Raw genomic sequence first — 17736 nt, 5'->3', positions numbered from 1 at the left:
GTGCCGGTGCGGGTGCCGCCACCATGCGGCGCCCGCCTCCGGTCCCGGTTGGCCAGCAACACCATCAGGGTGTGTCGAGCATGGCGTTGAGCCGGCTCACCGCGGTGTCCAGGGCCTCTTGTGAGGTCACGTCGCCGCTAATAGCCAACGAGATCTGCTGGTTGACGATGGTCGACATCGCTTCGTCGACCTCGACCGGCTGCAGCAACTCGGCCTGCGCCAGCGAATCGAAGGCGATGACCTTGGCGTCGTCGTCGCCGGTGCCGTCGCTCTCGGTGAAGAACGGATCGTCGGCTGAGGCGGTTGTGCTGGGAAAGATGCCGGGCACGATTCGAGCGAACTCGGCCTGGTTGTCCGCGTTGGTGATCCAGCGGGCCAGAGCAACCGCCGCTGCCGGGTTGCTGGTGTCCCGGGCCACGGAGAGACCCTGGACGTAGAGAGGCGGGGTGCCGAACGCCATCGACGGGACGATCTTCTCAGCCAACGACGGGTTGCTCTCCCGGACGCCGTTGATGAAGTTGCCGCCGCCGGTGCTCCATGCCACCTTCTCTTCGATGAACAGCTGACTGTTGCCGAGGTAGGCGTCGGTCAGCACGTCGCGCGGCATGAGGCCCTCGTCGAAAGCCTCGCGATACTCGTCGAGCAGCGCGGCCGCCTCCGCGGTGTTGAAGACGAACTCGCTACCGTCGTCGGATAGCACCGGGATACCGGCCTTCACCAGATCGCCGAGTTCTGGTTTGCGGCTGATCAGGTACATGTCGCCGCCGGACTCTTCGGACATGATCCGGGCCTGGTCCATCAGCTCTTCGACGGTGGCCGGCGGGTGGTCCGAGTCGAGTCCGTGTTCGTCGAGTAGTTCGCCGTTCCAGTAGTTGACGTCGGTGTTGAGGTACCAGGGATAACCGAAGACGCCGTCGACCCCGGCGAACTCGTACGCGCTGATGCCGCCGGCGACGTACTCGTCGTGCAGCGCCTCGTCGGCGGACTCGACGTCGAGCAGGATGCCCTGGCGGGCCAGGGGTAAGGCGAAGTCGGGTGGCAGGTTGACCACGTCCGGAAGGTCGCCGCTGGCCGCCTGGCTGAGCACCTTCTCCGAGTATCCTTCACCCGGCTGATCCAGCCATTGCACCGTGACACCGGGGTGTTCAGCCTCGAATCCAGCGATCACCTCCTCGACGTAGTCGGTGAAGTTCGGTTTGAGGGCCCAGGTTTGCAGGGTGACGGTCCCGTCGACCTCACCCGAGACCTCAACCGGTCTATCTTCACCGTCATCACTACCGAGACCACATCCGACCAATCCGAAGGCGGCCAAGAACACCACGGTTATGCTGGCTTTACTCCGCACCACACGTCCTCCGTTCAGCGGCGATATGCCGCGTCGGCAGATCAGCAATTCACCCGAGCATCGGCGGCATCGATGAGCATTTGATAAACCGGTCTAGTTCCGTAACTATGGACGTGGTGCGAGAGACTGTCAAGAGTGGGTTATGGCGATCGTGATCCGGTGCCGACCGCACAGCGGCCGGCGCATGTGGTCGTCACGTGGATCAGGGATTGAGGGCCTGTTCCTGAGGCGGGCGTTCGAGAAAGGGACGTAAGGTGCTGGATAACACCGACGACGACACCAAGGGGCACCCGGCTCCCAGCCGGCCGACCATCAGTGACATCGCCCGCCGAGCCGGGGTGTCCAAGGGGGCGGTCTCCTTCGCCCTCAACGGCCGTCCAGGCGTCAGCGACGACACCCGTGGCCGCATTCTGCGCATCGCCGAAGAGCTGAACTGGCGCCCGCACCGCGCCGCTCGGGCACTCAGCGGAGCCCACACCGACGCGATGGGGCTCGTTGTCGCCCGCCCCGCCCGCACCCTCGGCGTGGAACCGTTCTTCGCCCACCTGGTGTCCGGACTCCAAGCCGGCCTGTCGGCTCAGTCGATCGCCTTGCAGCTACTCATCGTCGAAGACACCGACGCCGAGATCGACGTCTATCATCGCTGGGCATCGGAACATCGGGTGGACGGGTTGGTGCTCGTCGACCTCAAGTCCGACGACCCACGGCCGCCGGTGGTAGAACGGCTCGGGCTACCCGCCATCATCCTCGGCGGCACCGGCACGTACCGAGGGTTGTCGAGCGTGTGGGCGGACGACCACGCCGCGATGTTGTCGATCGTCGACTACCTGGGAGCGCTGGGCCACCGTCGGGTCGCCCACGTCGCCGGCATGTCGGCACTGGCGCACACCCAGGAACGTGTTCATGCATTGGAGAGCGCGCGGACACGGCTCGGGCTCGACCACGTCCAGACCGTCCATACCGACTTCAGCGACGCCGAAGGTGCGGCCACCACCCGTCGATTGCTGACCGCCCGACCTCGCCCGACAGCCATCATCTACGACAGCGACGTCATGGCTGTCGCCGGATTAGGAGTGGCCATGGAGATGGGTGTTCCCGTCCCCGACGAGCTGTCGATCGTCTCGTTCGACGATTCGGTACTCACTCAGCTCATGCATCCAGCGCTGACCGCGCTAAGCCGGGACACCTACACGTTGGGCATCACCGTGGCCGAGGCGCTCATGGCCGTCGTCGCCGATCCGCGATCCCGCCAGCACATCCAGGCCGCCACGCCGAGCCTCGTCGTCCGGGAAAGCACCGCTCCGGTCCGAGACGTCGCGCCGTGATGGTCGCCGGATTCCGCCCTCAACCCCAGTAATCGGGGCCCGGACGTGGCGAGAGGCCGCTCCTGGTCTGGAACGGCCCCTCACGTCACGCTGCTGAAGCGTCAGATGCGATCCGACTCGCCCGTGGCCTCAGCGATGTTGTTGTGGTTGATGCGTACGTCCTCGGCCGCAGACTCGAGGGCATCACGCAGGGTGACGAGGTTCTGCTTGTACTCGTCCCATGCATCCCGGAACTGCTGGGAGTAGGCACCGGTCCACACCGAGTTGCCCAGGGCGCTGTCGACGTCGTTCTTGATGCCGTCCGCGTCCTCAGCCTTGGCGTTGAAGGTCCGGTGAAGCTCCTGCAGTGTAGGTAGTTCTGCACCAACTGCCATCTATAACTCCTAGAATCGATACTCACACACGCCCAATCCACTGGGCGTGTCACGACAGTAGCCTACCCGTCGTCACGGCCACGGCAAGCTGTTGTGCCGACCGTTTTGATGTTGTACGTCAGATAGCTAACTGTTCGGGGCATTTCGCGGAGCTTCGCCCGCCAACTCGCCGTCCTCGCTCCTCGCCGGGGTTCAGGAACAGGCCCTCAGGCAAGATCACGCCGATGATGACCGGAGCGGCTACCGTCCCCGCCCGGCAGCAACTCATCCACGAGCGCGGCCGTCTCCGGCTCCAACTCGCCGATGCCCAACCCGGTCAACATTGCCGACATCTCCTCCGCCGCGCCGATCACGCCGGCCGCGTCTCCTCCGGCCTGTTGCGCATGGAGAAGATCGCGCCACAAGAGCTGCTCCCCCGGGCGAACCCGGAGCCCGGCCCGGGCCGCGGCGGCCGATGTCGCCGGGTCGCCGCCGTCACCGCTGAGCATCGACAGCCGGTGCGCGGCATCGACCAGCACGTCCGATGCCACCCGCTCCAGCCTGGCCCGCGCGATCCAGGCGTAGCGCCCCGGCGGCCGTTCGGCCAATACCGGTCCGCGGGCAACCCGAAGCGCCTGCCGGAGCAGGTCGATCTCTTCCTTGACCGAACCCGCCTCGCGGGCCCGCTGCAGCAGCCCACACACGACGTCCCAGTCGAGGACGACGTCGGAGCTGAGCCGGAGTTTGCCGTCCTCGGTCAGCAGAAGATACGGCGAGCCGTCCGGGTCGGTTCCGAGCCAGTCGCGGACCCGCCCGAACGCCGCTTCCCGCACGGCGGCCGTCACTCCACGCGGCCACAACGCCGCCGCCAGCACCGTGGGATGTACCCCGTCCGGATGCAACGCCAGGTACACGACCATCTCGGTGGCCAATGCCCGCCGTTCGTCGTCGATCTCGTTGCCCGTCTGGACCTCCACCGGCCCGAGCACGAACACTCGCACCGGCGCCGTCGCCAGATGCGCGACGTCCAACAGGATCGGCGGCTGCGGCACCGCCGGGCGCACCTCCGGCAGCCAGGCCTCGTGTAGAACCGGCCCGTCGGGTCCATCGCCGCCGCCGCGCTCAGGCTCGACGAGCCCGGCGATCGCCTCGATGCTGCGCCAGGAGAGCTGGTTGGCCCGCACGCTCAACCCAAGCGCGGGAATCTCGAGGGTGCCCGACGAGTCCACGGACAGACGCCAGCGGGCACCGGCCACGTCACCGTTGTACACAACCCCCAACGGCGAACGGCTCGCCGCGCCGGTCAGCGCCCGCAGCTGGCCGGCCAATCCGGCTCCGGGCTGGGTGCCGAGCACAAGATACTCCGGCATCCACGCCCCGCCACCACCCGGACGTAGCCGCCCGGTCAAGACATCCGGGCCCAAGCCATCGACACGGCGGGCCGCCAGCTCCGGTAGGACCGCGTCGACGTCGGTGACCAGACGCAACCGACTGGGGTCGAACACACTCAGCTCATCCGGCAGTCCTTCGGCCGTCACCCGAAGGTGATCCGACCACTGGTTGGTGGCGAGCTCAACGGCGATAGCGGTGACCACCTCGAAGGCCACCGTCGGATCACCGACGACGCTGATCGGCCCGCCGGCGGCCTCTAGGTCGATCAACACGTCGCGGTCGCCATCGCGGCCGACGGACACGAGTCCGGGGAAGGGTGCGAGCACGTCTGCCGGTGCGGTGGCGTCCGCGCCGACAACACTCTCGCGGCGCAGGATCCAGCGACGACCGTCCTCGTGGACCTCCCACGGCTCGGGCGCGTCGGTCCGCGCGGGGGCTAGAACCAGCTCCACCGTCGCGTCGTCGACCACCGCCGCGTACATCCCGGGCAGGGCTAGACCGGCGTCGCGGCAGGATGCGGCCAGCGAACGCAGGGCATGGTCCAGCCATCTCGCCCGGCCCGGGTCGGCGCCGACCCGCAGCGCCACCTCAGCCTCGACTTCGTCGTCACCCGGCTCCGGCGTACGACGGCGACGACGAACGGTTTCGATGACACCCAGCAGACCCGCCGCCAGCAGGCCGGCCATAACAAGATCCCGGTACGGACTGGTCAGGATCGAACCATCGCCGCCCGCATCGGCGGCACCCGCGGACCTGGACTCCGAGATTTCTCGGCTGCCGCCGCTGATGCCCTGGTCGGACGTACCAGTGTCCGCATGCGTCTGCTCGCCGCCGACGACGTCACGCTCGGTGCCGCCAGCTACCGTCTCACCGTCGGCCAGGGAATCGCCGGCCGCATTGGTGTCCTGGCCCGACGCATCTTGCCCGGCACCCGTGCCGGCGGACTCGTCGGCTACCACACTCTCGGCCGCTTCCACCGTGACGGACTCCGCCCCGGCGGCGTCGTCGGGCAGAATGAGCAGCCAGTTCGGATAGATCAACCGCGCCAGCGACAGTTCATGGCCGTCCGGCTGGACACGGCCCCGGTTGAGCTCGAAGATCTCCTGATAACGTCGGCCGTCGCCCAGCGTCCGTTCGGCGATATCCCACAGGTTGTCGTGATAGCGGCCCTCAGGTGGGCGCACCACGTACACCTTGTGCCCCAGCAGTTCCGCGCCCTCGTCGGCGTCCAGCACCATGTCGCCGAGGCGGTAGATGGCATCGCCGCTGGCCACCTCTGGTGCCGGCGCCGGTTTCGAGGTCTGCTCCGCGGCCTCCACGCTGACCGCGGCCGTCCCGTCGGTGTCAGCCAGGCTGGACACGGACATACCAACCGTCGCCGGCGCGTCCGCGGGCGTGGCCGGCACCGCGGCGCTGGCCTGCCCGACCGCGGTCGCCGCCAACAGCACCGAACCGACCAGGACCCGCGCCAAGCGCTGCGAGGCGCCGGCCATCGGCACCCGGCTCGGCAACCCGATTCCGCGCACCGCGCTGCGCAACTCCACCAGAACACAGATGGCGAACTGAAGCCACGCCAGCCAGACGATCCACAACAACACGCCGATCAACTGGTCGGCGCCGATGGTGGAGGTGAGGTCGTCCCTCGTCGGCCACGACGTCGGCACCGGTGGTGCACCGGCCAGCGCCAGCAAACCCACCGGCACGCCCACCACGAGAACCAGCAACGCGAAGCCGGCGACCAACGCCTGCATCAGGCTACGCCGCGGTGGCCCGGAGTCGTCCCCACGTTGGAACCGCTGTGGCCCGATCTCGCGTGGCTCGTGCCCGACCGGCAGCTGCGGTGCCGGCACCGCAGCGGGCACCCCCGCCGGCAGGTGCGGCGGAGGTGGCGGCGGTGGCTGCCCATACTGGCTCACAACCCTGCTCCAATTCCTATCTCCGGCTGCGACGTCGCCTCGCCGGCGACATCGAAGCTGTTGACGAAGACCAGCTGCAACAGGCCCGTCGGCACGGTCCGTTCGGCCCGCACCGTCACCTCGGTGGCCGTCGCGGTGATGGCGATGCGGGCCGGGTCGTACGGCGCGGCCCGGTTCTGGTTCAACCCGAGCAGGTACGACCGTGCCGCGTCAGCAGCGGCTCCGGGCATGATCTGGACCACCCCGCTGCGGCGGAACAGGTCTTCGTCGATCTGGTTCGCCCCGGCTCGAGCCGCCTGCTCGACGTCGTCGTAGGTCTGCTGCCGGGCGTTGATGGCGCGCCCACCGTCGTAGATGAGACCGGCCACCGCGAACAACATCACGATGAGCAGAATCACCAGCGCACTGATGGCGCCTCGCTCGCTACGAGCCGCACTCCGGACGGTGTGCCGCGCGGTCATGACGTCCGCCTCCACTGGTCGAGGGGTGCGGCGCTTTCCCTCGTGATCTGGATGCTGCCTGGTAGCCCGCTGAAACCTAACTCGGACAGGTCGACCTGACAACTCAGTTGAGCTCGGACCATACCCCCGGCCCAGAACTCACTGCCAGCCAAACTGATCGGCTGGCAGCTGACCCCGCCGGGCAGCGCGGCCGTAGCGGCCTGCTGCGCGGCCGCTTGGGCCGCACCGTAGTCCCTCTCGTACGAAGCCGCCCGGGCCGCCTCGCGCACGGCCGCCTCCACGTCACCCTGCCGGTCGATGTACCGCCCGGCACCAATCACCAGCAGCATCACCGCCACCAGGATGGGCACCAAGAGGACCAGCTCGACAGCCATCGAGCCGCGCTCGGAGTGGCGTTGCGCACGCGGTGTGACGATCACCCTCATAGTCACCTACACGTCCGGCCGGAACCGTTCGACCGGTCCTTCGACCGACCGGCAAACCCGGGGCGTGACGTTCTTGATGATCTCCTTGGGCCGCCCGCACACCTGCACCCATACCGTGTCCCCGCTCTGCCCTGCCGTGACCTTTATGTCCGTCAGCTGGTTGCCACCCACCTGACCGGCGTAGGACGCCGCGCGCGCCTGGGCCTGCTGGAGCCCCGGATCGGCGTCGAACGTCGTGCGCGCGATGCGGGCCCCCTCCCGTGCCGCGGCATGCGCTACCTGCTGGCCGTGGTAGTGCAGGGCGAACTGGATGATCAAGAAGATCACGAAGAACATGATCGGTGTGTACAGCACCAGCTCGATCGCGCTGGCGCCGCGTTGCGAACGGACGCGGGCGATCATGGCGGCGATCAGAGGTTTCCGCCACCACCCGGGGTGTCCGGGATGTTGATCTCATCGGCCTTATCGGTGACGAGGTTGTAGATGATGAGGCCCACGGCCGCCGCGAGTGCGACCAACACGGCGGTGATGATCACGAACTCCATGGCCGACGCGCCGCGCTCGGGCCGGCGGCGGGCCCGATCCAGCCGGGCACGCAGGAACAGCAGCAGTGTTCCTTGGGGGGTGGACGGTGCGAAATAGGCATTCATCAGCGTGGTCTCCTGCTCGCTTTCCAGGTTGGTGCACATGTGCCAACGGGACCGGCCGCCGGACACTCTTCCGGTCGGTCCCATCCGAAAAATCCGCCGTCAGTTCCTCTCACGCCCCCTCCAATACGCCGACGAGCGCCGGGTACAGAAGGAAGACAAGGAAGCCGAGACACAACAACAGCTGTGCGACCAGCATCGACTGTGAGCGCTCACCTGCCTTCCCTTCGACCTCGGCCAACTCTCGCCGCCGCAACGAACTCGCCCGCGCCGCGAGTGATTCCCGCACCTTCGCACCGTCCTCGGCCACGAGGGCCAGGGCCGACGCGAGATCGCGCAATTCCTCGATCCGGACCTCGTCGCCGAGTTCACCCAACGCTGCCCAGGGCGTCACACCGTGCAATCGTGCCGTCAACAGAGTGTCACGAATGCGGGTCATTGCCCAGCCCTCACTCAGGCTCGCCGCCATCGTCAAGGCTTCCGGCACACCACGCCCGCCAGCCAGGTTCATAGCTACGAGATCGAGGAACGAACCGACGACGTGCCGGAAGTCGCGGCGTCGCTCGGCCGCCTTCGAACGCACGCTCAGCGTCGGGATCACCGCGCCGACCAAGGCGAACAGAATACCGAGTACGAAGGACATCGGGAGGGAAAAACCCACCCCCAGAACGATGAGCAGAACGTCGAAGACGATCGGGGCCAGGAACCCACCCAGGGCGGCCAACACGCTGACCGCCAGGTGCCCTTCAACCGTCCGGCCCAACAACGACACGTCGCTGCGCAACGCCGCCAGATCAACGCCGGAGCCTTCCAACGACGACCGCATGCGCCCACCGAGGTGGCGCAGCGATTGAGACTCGCGCACCTGACTGGGGTCGAAGGTAGCGGCGGTGATGCGTTCCTGCCGGGCGCGGCCGCGCCGCAGGTCGAGTTGCGCCAAGGTGACCGCTGGACTCGATTTCGGCTGAAAAATGATCATGCCGAGGAGCAGCAGGCCCAGGCCGACCAGCGCCCCGGCGATGATGATCATCGTCATGGTCGGCCCTCCCCACCGGTGTGCGCCGACACCAGGAACCGGTCCGGCACCTCAACGTTGGACAGCCGCTTCATCCACATGAACCCACCGGCGAAGAGCACGCCGACAACCGCCAAAACCACCTGCCCGATGGGGTCGGAGTAGGGCTCGACGTAATCCCGGTTGACCACCGATAAGCCGATCATGAACACGAGACTCACCAGCACAACGATCTGCACCGACCGGCGGGTACTGGCCCGGCCGGCGAACACCCGCTGCCGCATGTCCAACTCCGCCCGAGCCGAGTCGGCCAACGACGTCAACACCTGCCGCAGACCTGGCCCACGCAGCCGAGAGTTGAGGATCAACGAAGCAACCACGAGGTCGGCACTCGGATCGTCGAGATCGTCGGCGAAACGTTGCAGCGCCTCCGGCATCGGCACCCTGATCCGCAACCGGTCGGCGAGCAGTCGCAACTGCGGTTGGATCGACGGCGACGCTGCGTAGACCGTCGCCGGGATGGCCTGCTCGAGTCCCACAGCACCAGCGATGGTGTCCCGCAACGACTCCGTCCACGACGCCAGCCCGTCCAGGCGCGCGATCGCCTCACGTTCCACCTTCGCACCACCGAACAGCATCGGCCAGACCGACACGAGAATGCCGGCACCGATGGCCGCGACGGGCCACCGCGTCACCGCCAGCACCGCCACAGCGGTACCCAACCCCAGCAACGTCTGACGGCCCAGCCGCTCCAGCAGAGAACCCTTCCGGGCAGGGCCCGGGGCCCGCGGCTCAGTGCCGCGCAGAGCCACGACGAGCAACAACACACCCCCGCCGACCACCGCGCCCAACACGATGACCAACAGGAACGTGGGGGTCAGGCGCTCCATTGAACCGCCATTCCCGGCTGATAGCCCACGGCGACGAGATCGTCGAGGCAGGAAATCGGCGCCGCGGAAACGGCCACACCCTCCGGACCGCTGGCGAAGACCTCACTCGACAGGATCCGGCCGTCCACCCCGTTGATCTCGCGCACGCTGGACACGAACCGGCGCAACCGCCCGCCACTGGCGTAGTCGTTACGTTTCTCTACGAAGACGACGAAGTCGATGGCACCGGCGATCAGCATCATCGTCGCATCCACTGGCAGCCGCTCGACCGACTGGATCGCGTACGTCGAAATCCGGTTGAACACCTCGATCGAACTGTTGGCGTGAATCGTCGACAACGAACCGTCGTTGCCCTGACTCATAGCGTTGAGCATGGTGACGATCTCGTCACCCAACACCTCACCGACGATCACCCGGCTTGGGTTCATACGCAGACTCCGGCGGACCAACTCGGCCATGGTGATGGCGCCCATACCCTCGGAGTTCGGCAACCGCTCCTCGAAGGCCACCACGTTGGGGTGCAGGTCGGCGAACTCACCCAGGCCCAGTTCGAGCGCCCGCTCGACCGTGATCAGCCGCTCGGCGGCCGGGATCTCGTTGGCCAGGGCCCGCAGTAGCGTCGTCTTGCCGGCGTTCGTCGCGCCGGCGATCATGATGTTCTTGCGGGCAGCCACCGCCGCCGACAGGAACGCGGCCAACTCGTCGGTCACCGTGCCATACGTCAGAAGATCGTCGAGATGAACCCGGGCCAGCCGCGACCGCCGGATCGAGATCGCCGGCCGCGCGCACACGTCCATCACCGCCGAGAGCCGGCTGCCATCGGGCAACCGGAGATCGAGCTGCGGGTTCGCGGAGTCGAACGGGCGGCTGGCCAGACCGGAGTAGGCGCCGAGAATCTGCACCAGCTCCACCAGCTCGTCGTCGGTCTCCGCGACCGGTGCCGCCACCACCTCACGGCCGTCGGCATACTGCACGAAGACGTTGTCGCAACCGTTGATGTCGACGTTCTCGACCTCGGGATCGTCCAACAACGGCTGCAACCGCCCCACCCCGAACAGGGCGGCATGGATGCCGGAGGAAATCTCCTCTTCTTCGTCCGCGCTCGGCGGGGTCCGCCCAGCGGCGATCTCCGATCGCGCATAGCTGTCAAGCACCCGACCAATGACGGCCCGGGCGAACTGCCGCTCGTCCTCCGCCGTCATGGGTGCGACCCCGTTGGCCGCGTCGTCCCGCCGCTGGCGCGCCAGCGTATCGGCGACCTCCTCACGAAGCCGCCGAACCAAACCCTGGTCCATGCCGTTCTGCTCCATGACGGCTGTCACCTCTTCACCGAGCTACCCGAACGGCTCGTCGCCAGCGAACGCACCGCGTCGGCCACCTCGCGGGCGGACCGGACCAGCAAAGTGCGCTCGAGCCGACGGTTGGCCTGCCCGTGTAGGGCACGCACCGCTTTCGGATCGTCGGCGATGCGACCCAACACCGAAACCTTCAACCCCGCGTACTGCAACAGCCGATCCAAATCCCTGGCCGCCGAGGTGTCAGACGCTGCCGCGACCACCACCACCCCCACCGGCGTGCTCCCCAACTCGCCGATCCGCAGCGGCTCCACCAGCCAGTGCAGCCGCTCCCGGAGATGGGCGTACCCCTCGACCGAAGGCCTCGTCACGAAAACCAACGCATCCGCCGCCGCCAACACCGGCATAACCGGTGTCCCAGGTGTTACCCGCCCGCAGTCCACGAGAGTGTCGCCACCGGCGGCGCGCAGACTGTGCGCCAGCGCCGGCCAGGCCGCGCCGATGCCGGCCACCTGCTCGGGCCGCGATACGCCAGCCACCACGTCCAGTCCACCGTCGATACGCTGCACGTGATCGCCGAGCTCGCTCTGGGCGACCCCCCGCCGGGCAGCCGCGGCCAGCGACAGCAGCCCACGCTCCGGCTCCAGCGGATCGCCATCCGGGTTTCGATGCCGCAGCGCGAAGTCGCCACCGGCCGGATCGAAATCGGCCACCAGAACGTCGGACGGCCACACATCACCCAACACGTTCACCGTGGTCGTGACACCGGGCGCGCCCTTGGCCGAGGCGAAGGCGATGAGCACGTCTGTCAGTCCTCTCCGCCGATCGCGCCGCCCCGTTCGATCAGCACCGCGGCCAACATGTTGCTCGCCGCCGCTCCGGCCACCGCCGCCCGCTGGTCGCTCGGCACGATGAACGTCGCCGCCAGGCCCCCACCGCCGACAGGCTCACTCCCGGAACCCGCCCCAGTAACCGAACTGACCCGGACGTCCTCGGAGATCACCTCACCGCTGCCATCCGAACGGACCGCGACCAGATCCACGACGTCGCCCGGCTGCAACCCGCTGGCCGGGAAGTGCCCCACCGCCAACGCCGCACCCACGGCAGCGAAGCCGTCGGTCAGCATGCCGCTGCCACCGAGCATCGTCGTATCGAGCAACTGGCCCTCCCGCAACCGCACCGAGGCGTACTGCCCCACGACCCGGTCCAACTGCGACGATGGGATCAAAAGGGTGTCCTGCGCCGCCACCGGCGCAGTGGTGAGGTGCTGCTCGGTGATGAGCTGCCCCGCCTCCACCGGATGCTGAAGCATCAGCACTGGCGTACGCTCATCGGCTCGCATCGCGAGGACAGCGGCGATAGTAGCTCCACCCACGATGAGCAGCACCGCGAGCGCGGCAAGCGCCGGCCGGCGCTGCCGCGGAGGCGACGGCAATCGATCCGTGGCTCCAACGGCTTTAGTGCCGCGCACACCACGCTGCTCACGCTCGCGTTTGCGGTCGGTCACCGTGTCACTGGTCTGAGTTGTTGGTGCTGCCATTGATACGGATACTCTGCCATTTCAGGTAGGGCCGATCGACTGGAAGAGAATAGCTGGTCAATGACGATGTTGCACAAATAACCGGGACAGGTCACGCAAACAACTCGCGACCGGCTCAAATTGGCGCAGGTACGGCCTCGTACATCACGCTCGGCCCCTCACTCACTCAGCGCCTCGCCGTTCCACACCCCACCGTCACGCTCAGCCCCTCACTCACTCCGAGCCCGACCTCCTCCGTCACCCGGCCCCTCCACTCGCTCAGCGCCTCGCCGTTCCACACCCCACCGTCACGCTCGGCCCCTCACTCACTCCGAGCCCGACCTCCTCCGTCACCCGGCCCCTCCACTCGCTCAGCGCCTCGCCGTTCCACCTCTGGGCCTATCCGCAACAACACCACCCACATCGCCGCGAAAATACTCCCGAGGATGAACATCATCGGGATAACGAACCCCATCCCGACGGCTCCGACTTGCGCGGCGGAGCCGATCACGTAGCCGACCCGTCCCCGGCGCACCGTCGCCGCACCAAGAATGCACAACGCCGCTACAACTCCCGCGGACACCACCCCGAACGTGGTGTTGACACCTCCGAGGTTCACGGCGACCGGCACCACCAAGGCGACCACGATCACCTCGAAGGTAAGGATGCTCGACGCGATCCGATTCACCGGCCCGTCACCCCTCCGCTCCGAACAACGTCCGAGCGTCACCAGCGGTCACCACCGAGCCAGTGATCACCACCCCGTGCCCGCCGATGTCGGCATCTCGCTCCGCCAAGGTCAACCCGAACTCGATGGCATCCGGTAGAGATTCCATCTGATGCACTCGTTCGTCACCGAAGACATCAACGGCCATCGGCACGACGTCGTCGGGTGGCAAACACCGCGGTGAGGAGTTCCGGGTGACGACGATCGCCTGCACCACCGGCTCCAGGGCGGCCAGGATGCCCTCGACGTCTTTCTCCGCCATCACCGCTACCACCGCTATCAGCCGCGTCGCGGCGAACTCCTCGTCGAGCGCGGCCGCTAGAGCCGCGGCGCCGGCCGGGTTGTGAGCCGCGTCGACCAGCACCACCGGCCCACGCCGCAATGCCTCCAGCCGGCCCGGCGAACTCACCCGCGAGAACGCCGCCCGGACGGCTTCGGGGTCCAACGCCTCACGGCCACCACCGACGAACGCCTCCACCGCAGCCAACGCGAGCGCGGCGTTGTCCGCTTGATGTGCGCCATGCAACGGCACGAACACGTCGTCGTATCCGCCGGTGAGCCCCTGGAGTTGGACCATCTGCCCGCCCACGCCCATCTCGCGGTGACGTACCCCGAACTCCACGCCCGCCCGGGCGACCGTCGCGCCCACCTCGGCCACCTTGGCCAACAAGACCTCCGCAACCGGCGCCGGCTGGGCACCGAGAACGGCGAACGCGCCCGGTTTGATGATCCCCGCCTTCTCAGCGGCGATCCCCTCGAGGTCGTCGCCGAGATACTCGACGTGATCCAGTGCTATCGGCGTCACCACCGCGACCGAGCCGTCGACGACATTGGTGGCATCCCAGGCGCCTCCCATGCCGGTCTCCACCACGGCCACCTCGACCGGCGCGTCGGCGAACCCGGCATACGCCATCGCGACGAGCGTCTCGAAGAACGAAAGCCGGATGTCGTGGCGGGCGTCGACGATCTCCAGATAAGGACGCACCTCCGCATACAACTCGGCGAAGCGGTCCTCGGTGATCGGTTCGCCGTCCAGCACGATCCGCTCCGTCACCGACTGGAGGTGCGGACTCGTAAACCGGCCCGTGCGCAGGTTCAGCTCACGTAGCAGTTCATCCACCATCCGGGCCACCGACGTCTTGCCGTTGGTCCCGGCGATGTGGATGGCGGAGAACACGTGCTGCGGACCGCCCAGGACATCCGTGAGGTCGCGGATACGATCCAGCGTCGGTTCCAGCTTCGTTTCCGGCCACCGGGTACGCAGCTCCGCCTGAGCGGCGTGGAAACCAGACTCCGGTCCAGAGCCACCGCCTGGCCCGGCGTCGTGACCTGTTCTGTTGTGGTCAGCCATCACACGATCCCGGTGCGATTCCAACCGCCGAACGACCCGAGCGCGCTGGGTTACCCCGCTGCCTGATCCGGCCGACGTCGAGGAACTGGTTGTCCGTGTTGCTCACAACTCACCAATCTCTCACACCCCTCGGACGGCCGATTGCTCGAACCGGCGTATCGGGGTCTACGACGAGCACCACCTGATCCACACCCAGCAACAGCCGGCAGCAAGCCTCCTTGTGGTGCCCGGCCGAGCTGCAGTAAGCCTCCTTGTTGTCGCCATAGCAACAACAAGCCTCCTTGTGCCGCACGCCTGGGGGCAGCAGGCCTCCTTGTGGCCGCGAGGGTTGCGTCAGCGGGCGGCGAGCCGCTCGAGTTGGGTCTCCAGGCGGGCGATCTCGGTCTCGGCGGCAGCCCGCCGGGCACGAACCTTGTCCACCTCAGCCTCCGGTGCCTTCGCGAGGAACTGCTCGTTGTCCAGTTTGCGGATCGCCTGGTCGAGGGCTTTGCGTTCGGCGGCCAGGTCTTTGCTCAGCCGCCGCCGCTCCGCCTCGACGTCGACGGCGCCCGAGAGGTCGAGATCGACGGTCACCTCACCGACGGTGATCGACGCCGTATCGGTGAAGCCCTCCCCTGCGACGTTGAGCCGCGTCAACGTCCGGATCTCCGTCTCATGCCGAACCAAAACCCCGGTGGCACCGCTGAGCCGGCCGGCCACCCGCTGGCCGGGTTTGAGGCCCTGGTCGCTGCGGAACCGGCGCAACTCGGTGACCAGCCGCTGCAACTCGGTGACGGCGGCCTCCGCGGCCGGATCGACGTGGCGCCGCTCGGCCTGCGGCCACTCCGCGATCACGGCGGATTCGGCCCCGGTGAGCGTGGTCCACAACACCTCGGTGACGAACGGGGTCACCGGATGCAGCGCCCGCAGCAGGACGTCGAGCACGTGCCCGAGCACGAGACGGGTGCGCTCGGCATCCGGGCCATCCGCCGACAAGGGGGTCTTGGCCAGCTCCACGTACCAATCGCAGAACTCGTCCCAGGCGAAGTGATACAACGCCTCGCACGCTTTCGAGAACTGGTAGTCCTCGTAGTAAGCGTCGACGTCGGCAAGGGTCGTGTGCAGGCGCGACAGGATCCACCGATCGACCTCGGACAACTCTTCCGCGGGCGGCAACTCACCCAGGCGAGCACCACTGAGCAGCGCGAACCGGGTCGCGTTCCACAACTTGTTGCAGAAGTTACGCGACGCCTGCACCCACGACTCCCCGATGGGCACGTCGACCCCCGGGTTGGCGCCCCGGGCCAAGGTGAAGCGCAGCGCGTCCGAACCGTAGGCGTCCATCCACTCCAGCGGGTCGACGGCGTTGCCGAACGACTTGGACATCTTCTTGCCGTGTTCGTCCCGGACCATGCCGTGCAGCGCGATCGTCGAGAAGGGGATCGCCTGCTCCGGACCGTTGTCCGCGTTGGCGTACAGGCCGAACATCATCATCCGGGCGACCCAGAAGAACAGGATGTCGTAGCCGGTGACGAGGACCTGGTTCGGATAGAACTTCGCCATCGCCGGGGTCTCGTCCGGCCAGCCCAGGGTCGAGAACGGCCACAGCGCCGAGGAGAACCACGTGTCCAGAACGTCGTCGTCCTGCCGCCATCCTTCGCCGCTGGGCGGTTCGTCGTCGGGGCCGACGCAGACCACCTCGCCGTCCGGTCCGTACCAGACCGGGATCCGGTGTCCCCACCAGAGCTGGCGGGAGATACACCAGTCATGCATGTCGTCCACCCAGCCGAACCAGCGTGTCTCCATGCTCTTCGGGTGGATGGCGACCCGACCATCGCGCACCGCGTCGCCGGCGGCCTTGGCCAGCGGGGCCACCCGCACCCACCACTGCAACGACAGCCTCGGCTCCACCACGGTGTTGCACCGCGAGCAATGCCCCACCGCGTGGGAGTACGGCCGCTTCTCGGCGACGATACGACCCTGCTCGCGCAGCGCGGCCACGATGGCTGGACGGGCCTCGAACCGGTCGAGGCCCTCGAACGGCCCGGGAGCGGTGATGACGCCCTGCTCGTCCATGATCGTCAGGTTCGGGAGGTCGTGTCGGCGGCCGATCTCGAAGTCGTTGGGGTCGTGTGCCGGGGTCACCTTCACCATGCCGGTACCGAACGCCGGGTCGACATGGGCGTCGGCGACGATCGGAATCTTCCGGCCGGTCAGCGGCAGCTCCACCTCGGTGCCGATGAGGTGTTTGTACCGCTCGTCGTCCGGGTGAACCGCGACGGCGGTGTCACCGAGCATGGTCTCCGCCCGGGTCGTGGCGACGACGACCTCGTCGCCATACCGGATGGAGATCAGTTCGCCGTCGCTGTCGATGTGCTCGACCTCGATGTCCGACAGCGCGGTCTGGCAGCGCACACACCAGTTGATGATGCGCTCGGCGCGGTAGATCAGCTCGTCGTCGTACAAGCGTTTGAAGATCGTCTGGACGGCGCGGGAGAGTCCGTCGTCCATGGTGAACCGCTCACGGCTCCACGCGACGCCGTCTCCGAGCCGGCGCATCTGGCCGAGGATCATCCCGCCGGACTTGTCTTTCCAGTCCCAGACCCTGGCGACGAACTCGTCGCGGCCGAGGTCGTGGCGGGACACACCCTCCCGGGCCAGTTCGCGTTCGACGACGTTCTGAGTGGCGATACCGGCGTGATCCATGCCCGGCATCCAGAGCGCTTCGTAACCCTGCATGCGGCGCCGGCGGACCAGCGCGTCGATGAGGGTGTGCTCGAACGCGTGGCCCAAGTGCAGGCTGCCGGTGACATTGGGCGGCGGGATGACGATGCAGAAGGGCGGTTTGTCGCTGGAGTCGTCCGCCTCGAAGTAGCCGCGTTCCACCCACCGCTCGTAGACGGGCGCCTCTACCGCCGAGGGGTCGAAGACCGTGGGCAAGGCGGCGCCCTGGGTGTCTTCGGCGCTGCTCTGTTGGGCGGTGTCCGGCGCCGCGTCGACGCCGTCGGCAGTGGTGAGGTGAGTGGGATCAGTCACGGCGCTAGAGTCTACGGACTTCCGAGTGCACTCTGCACGGCACTACGCCTCCTAGGTCGG

At 67.5% G+C, this 17736-nt stretch carries 16 protein-coding genes; 1 reads left to right on the top strand and 15 read right to left on the bottom strand.

Annotated features, from left to right (window positions below; translation table 11 throughout):
* Positions 1-64: 64 nt before the first annotated feature.
* Entirely contained in the window at positions 65-1345 is a 1281-nt protein-coding gene (locus G8760_RS16680; protein ID WP_425502344.1) for an ABC transporter substrate-binding protein, read from the bottom strand.
* Positions 1346-1602: 257 nt separating this feature from the next.
* Here G8760_RS16680 and G8760_RS16675 point away from each other — a divergent pair, with 257 nt between their 5' ends.
* Positions 1603-2670 (top strand): substrate-binding domain-containing protein, encoded by a 1068-nt coding sequence (locus tag G8760_RS16675; RefSeq protein ID WP_166353340.1) that lies wholly within the window; start codon positions 1603-1605, stop codon positions 2668-2670.
* A 101-nt stretch (positions 2671-2771) separates the two neighbouring features.
* On the opposite strand, the gene G8760_RS16670 is transcribed toward G8760_RS16675, so the two are convergent.
* From G8760_RS16670 to G8760_RS16605, 14 genes are all read right to left on the bottom strand, one after another.
* Positions 2772-3044, bottom strand: coding sequence for a WXG100 family type VII secretion target (locus G8760_RS16670; RefSeq protein WP_166353149.1), 273 nt, complete (start codon positions 3042-3044; stop codon positions 2772-2774).
* Positions 3045-3250: 206 nt separating this feature from the next.
* Positions 3251-6331, bottom strand: a complete 3081-nt coding sequence (locus tag G8760_RS16665; protein ID WP_166353147.1) for an AfsR/SARP family transcriptional regulator — start codon at positions 6329-6331, stop codon at positions 3251-3253.
* The gene (locus tag G8760_RS16660; RefSeq protein ID WP_166353145.1) at positions 6328-6792 is read right to left on the bottom strand and encodes a TadE/TadG family type IV pilus assembly protein; all 465 of its coding nucleotides are present in this window, start codon (positions 6790-6792) and stop codon (positions 6328-6330) included. The genes G8760_RS16665 and G8760_RS16660 overlap by 4 nt, the downstream gene beginning before the upstream one ends.
* Positions 6789-7211: a TadE family protein gene (locus G8760_RS16655; protein WP_207782438.1), complete on the bottom strand. Its 423-nt coding sequence runs from the start codon at positions 7209-7211 to the stop codon at positions 6789-6791. Before G8760_RS16655 ends, G8760_RS16660 begins: the two co-directional genes overlap by 4 nt.
* Positions 7212-7223: 12 nt before the next feature.
* A complete protein-coding gene (locus tag G8760_RS16650) occupies positions 7224-7619 on the bottom strand; it encodes a TadE/TadG family type IV pilus assembly protein (RefSeq protein WP_166353141.1) in 396 nt (131 codons plus the stop codon).
* An 8-nt stretch (positions 7620-7627) separates the two neighbouring features.
* A complete protein-coding gene (locus G8760_RS16645; RefSeq protein ID WP_207782437.1) occupies positions 7628-7906 on the bottom strand; it encodes a hypothetical protein in 279 nt (92 codons plus the stop codon).
* A gap of 70 nt (positions 7907-7976) precedes the next feature.
* Positions 7977-8900, bottom strand: a complete 924-nt coding sequence (locus G8760_RS16640; RefSeq protein WP_166353139.1) for a type II secretion system F family protein — start codon at positions 8898-8900, stop codon at positions 7977-7979.
* Entirely contained in the window at positions 8897-9769 is an 873-nt protein-coding gene (locus G8760_RS16635; RefSeq protein WP_166353137.1) for a type II secretion system F family protein, read from the bottom strand. The genes G8760_RS16640 and G8760_RS16635 overlap by 4 nt, the downstream gene beginning before the upstream one ends.
* Positions 9757-11064 carry an ATPase, T2SS/T4P/T4SS family gene (locus G8760_RS16630; protein ID WP_166353336.1) on the bottom strand — a complete coding sequence of 436 codons (1308 nt, stop codon included), beginning with the start codon at positions 11062-11064 and terminating at the stop codon, positions 9757-9759. Before G8760_RS16630 ends, G8760_RS16635 begins: the two co-directional genes overlap by 13 nt.
* Positions 11065-11087: 23 nt before the next feature.
* A complete protein-coding gene (locus tag G8760_RS16625; protein WP_166353135.1) occupies positions 11088-11867 on the bottom strand; it encodes a CpaE/TadZ family protein in 780 nt (259 codons plus the stop codon).
* A gap of 5 nt (positions 11868-11872) precedes the next feature.
* Positions 11873-12604 carry an SAF domain-containing protein gene (locus G8760_RS16620; RefSeq protein WP_166353133.1) on the bottom strand — a complete coding sequence of 244 codons (732 nt, stop codon included), beginning with the start codon at positions 12602-12604 and terminating at the stop codon, positions 11873-11875.
* Positions 12605-12905: 301 nt separating this feature from the next.
* Positions 12906-13271: a DUF4233 domain-containing protein gene (locus G8760_RS16615; RefSeq protein WP_166353131.1), complete on the bottom strand. Its 366-nt coding sequence runs from the start codon at positions 13269-13271 to the stop codon at positions 12906-12908.
* A 7-nt stretch (positions 13272-13278) separates the two neighbouring features.
* Positions 13279-14661, bottom strand: coding sequence for a bifunctional folylpolyglutamate synthase/dihydrofolate synthase (locus tag G8760_RS16610; RefSeq protein WP_166353129.1), 1383 nt, complete (start codon positions 14659-14661; stop codon positions 13279-13281).
* 333 nt (positions 14662-14994) lie between these two features.
* On the bottom strand, positions 14995-17580 hold the full coding sequence (locus G8760_RS16605; RefSeq protein WP_207782450.1) for a valine--tRNA ligase: 2586 nt from the start codon (positions 17578-17580) through the stop codon (positions 14995-14997).
* Positions 17581-17736: the final 156 nt, after the last annotated feature.

This window comes from Phytoactinopolyspora limicola (genome assembly GCF_011320225.1).
Lineage (GTDB): Bacteria > Actinomycetota > Actinomycetes > Jiangellales > Jiangellaceae > Phytoactinopolyspora > Phytoactinopolyspora limicola.
The sequence above is the reverse complement of the archived record's forward strand: the minus strand, read 5'-3'. Positions and strand labels throughout refer to the sequence as shown.

What these genes read in the sequence shown, in the direction of transcription:
- G8760_RS16650 (WP_166353141.1), bottom strand. Translation starts at nt 7,619, where the DNA reads ATGATCGCCCGCGTCCGTTCGCAACGCGGCGCCAGCGCGATCGAGCTG.
- G8760_RS16635 (WP_166353137.1), bottom strand. Translation starts at nt 9,769, where the DNA reads ATGGAGCGCCTGACCCCCACGTTCCTGTTGGTCATCGTGTTGGGCGCG.
- G8760_RS16630 (WP_166353336.1), bottom strand. Translation starts at nt 11,064, where the DNA reads ATGGACCAGGGTTTGGTTCGGCGGCTTCGTGAGGAGGTCGCCGATACG.
- G8760_RS16640 (WP_166353139.1), bottom strand. Translation starts at nt 8,900, where the DNA reads ATGACGATGATCATCATCGCCGGGGCGCTGGTCGGCCTGGGCCTGCTG.
- G8760_RS16610 (WP_166353129.1), bottom strand. Translation starts at nt 14,661, where the DNA reads ATGGCTGACCACAACAGAACAGGTCACGACGCCGGGCCAGGCGGTGGC.
- G8760_RS16670 (WP_166353149.1), bottom strand. Translation starts at nt 3,044, where the DNA reads ATGGCAGTTGGTGCAGAACTACCTACACTGCAGGAGCTTCACCGGACC.
- G8760_RS16660 (WP_166353145.1), bottom strand. Translation starts at nt 6,792, where the DNA reads ATGACCGCGCGGCACACCGTCCGGAGTGCGGCTCGTAGCGAGCGAGGC.
- G8760_RS16620 (WP_166353133.1), bottom strand. Translation starts at nt 12,604, where the DNA reads ATGGCAGCACCAACAACTCAGACCAGTGACACGGTGACCGACCGCAAA.
- G8760_RS16645 (WP_207782437.1), bottom strand. Translation starts at nt 7,906, where the DNA reads ATGTGCACCAACCTGGAAAGCGAGCAGGAGACCACGCTGATGAATGCC.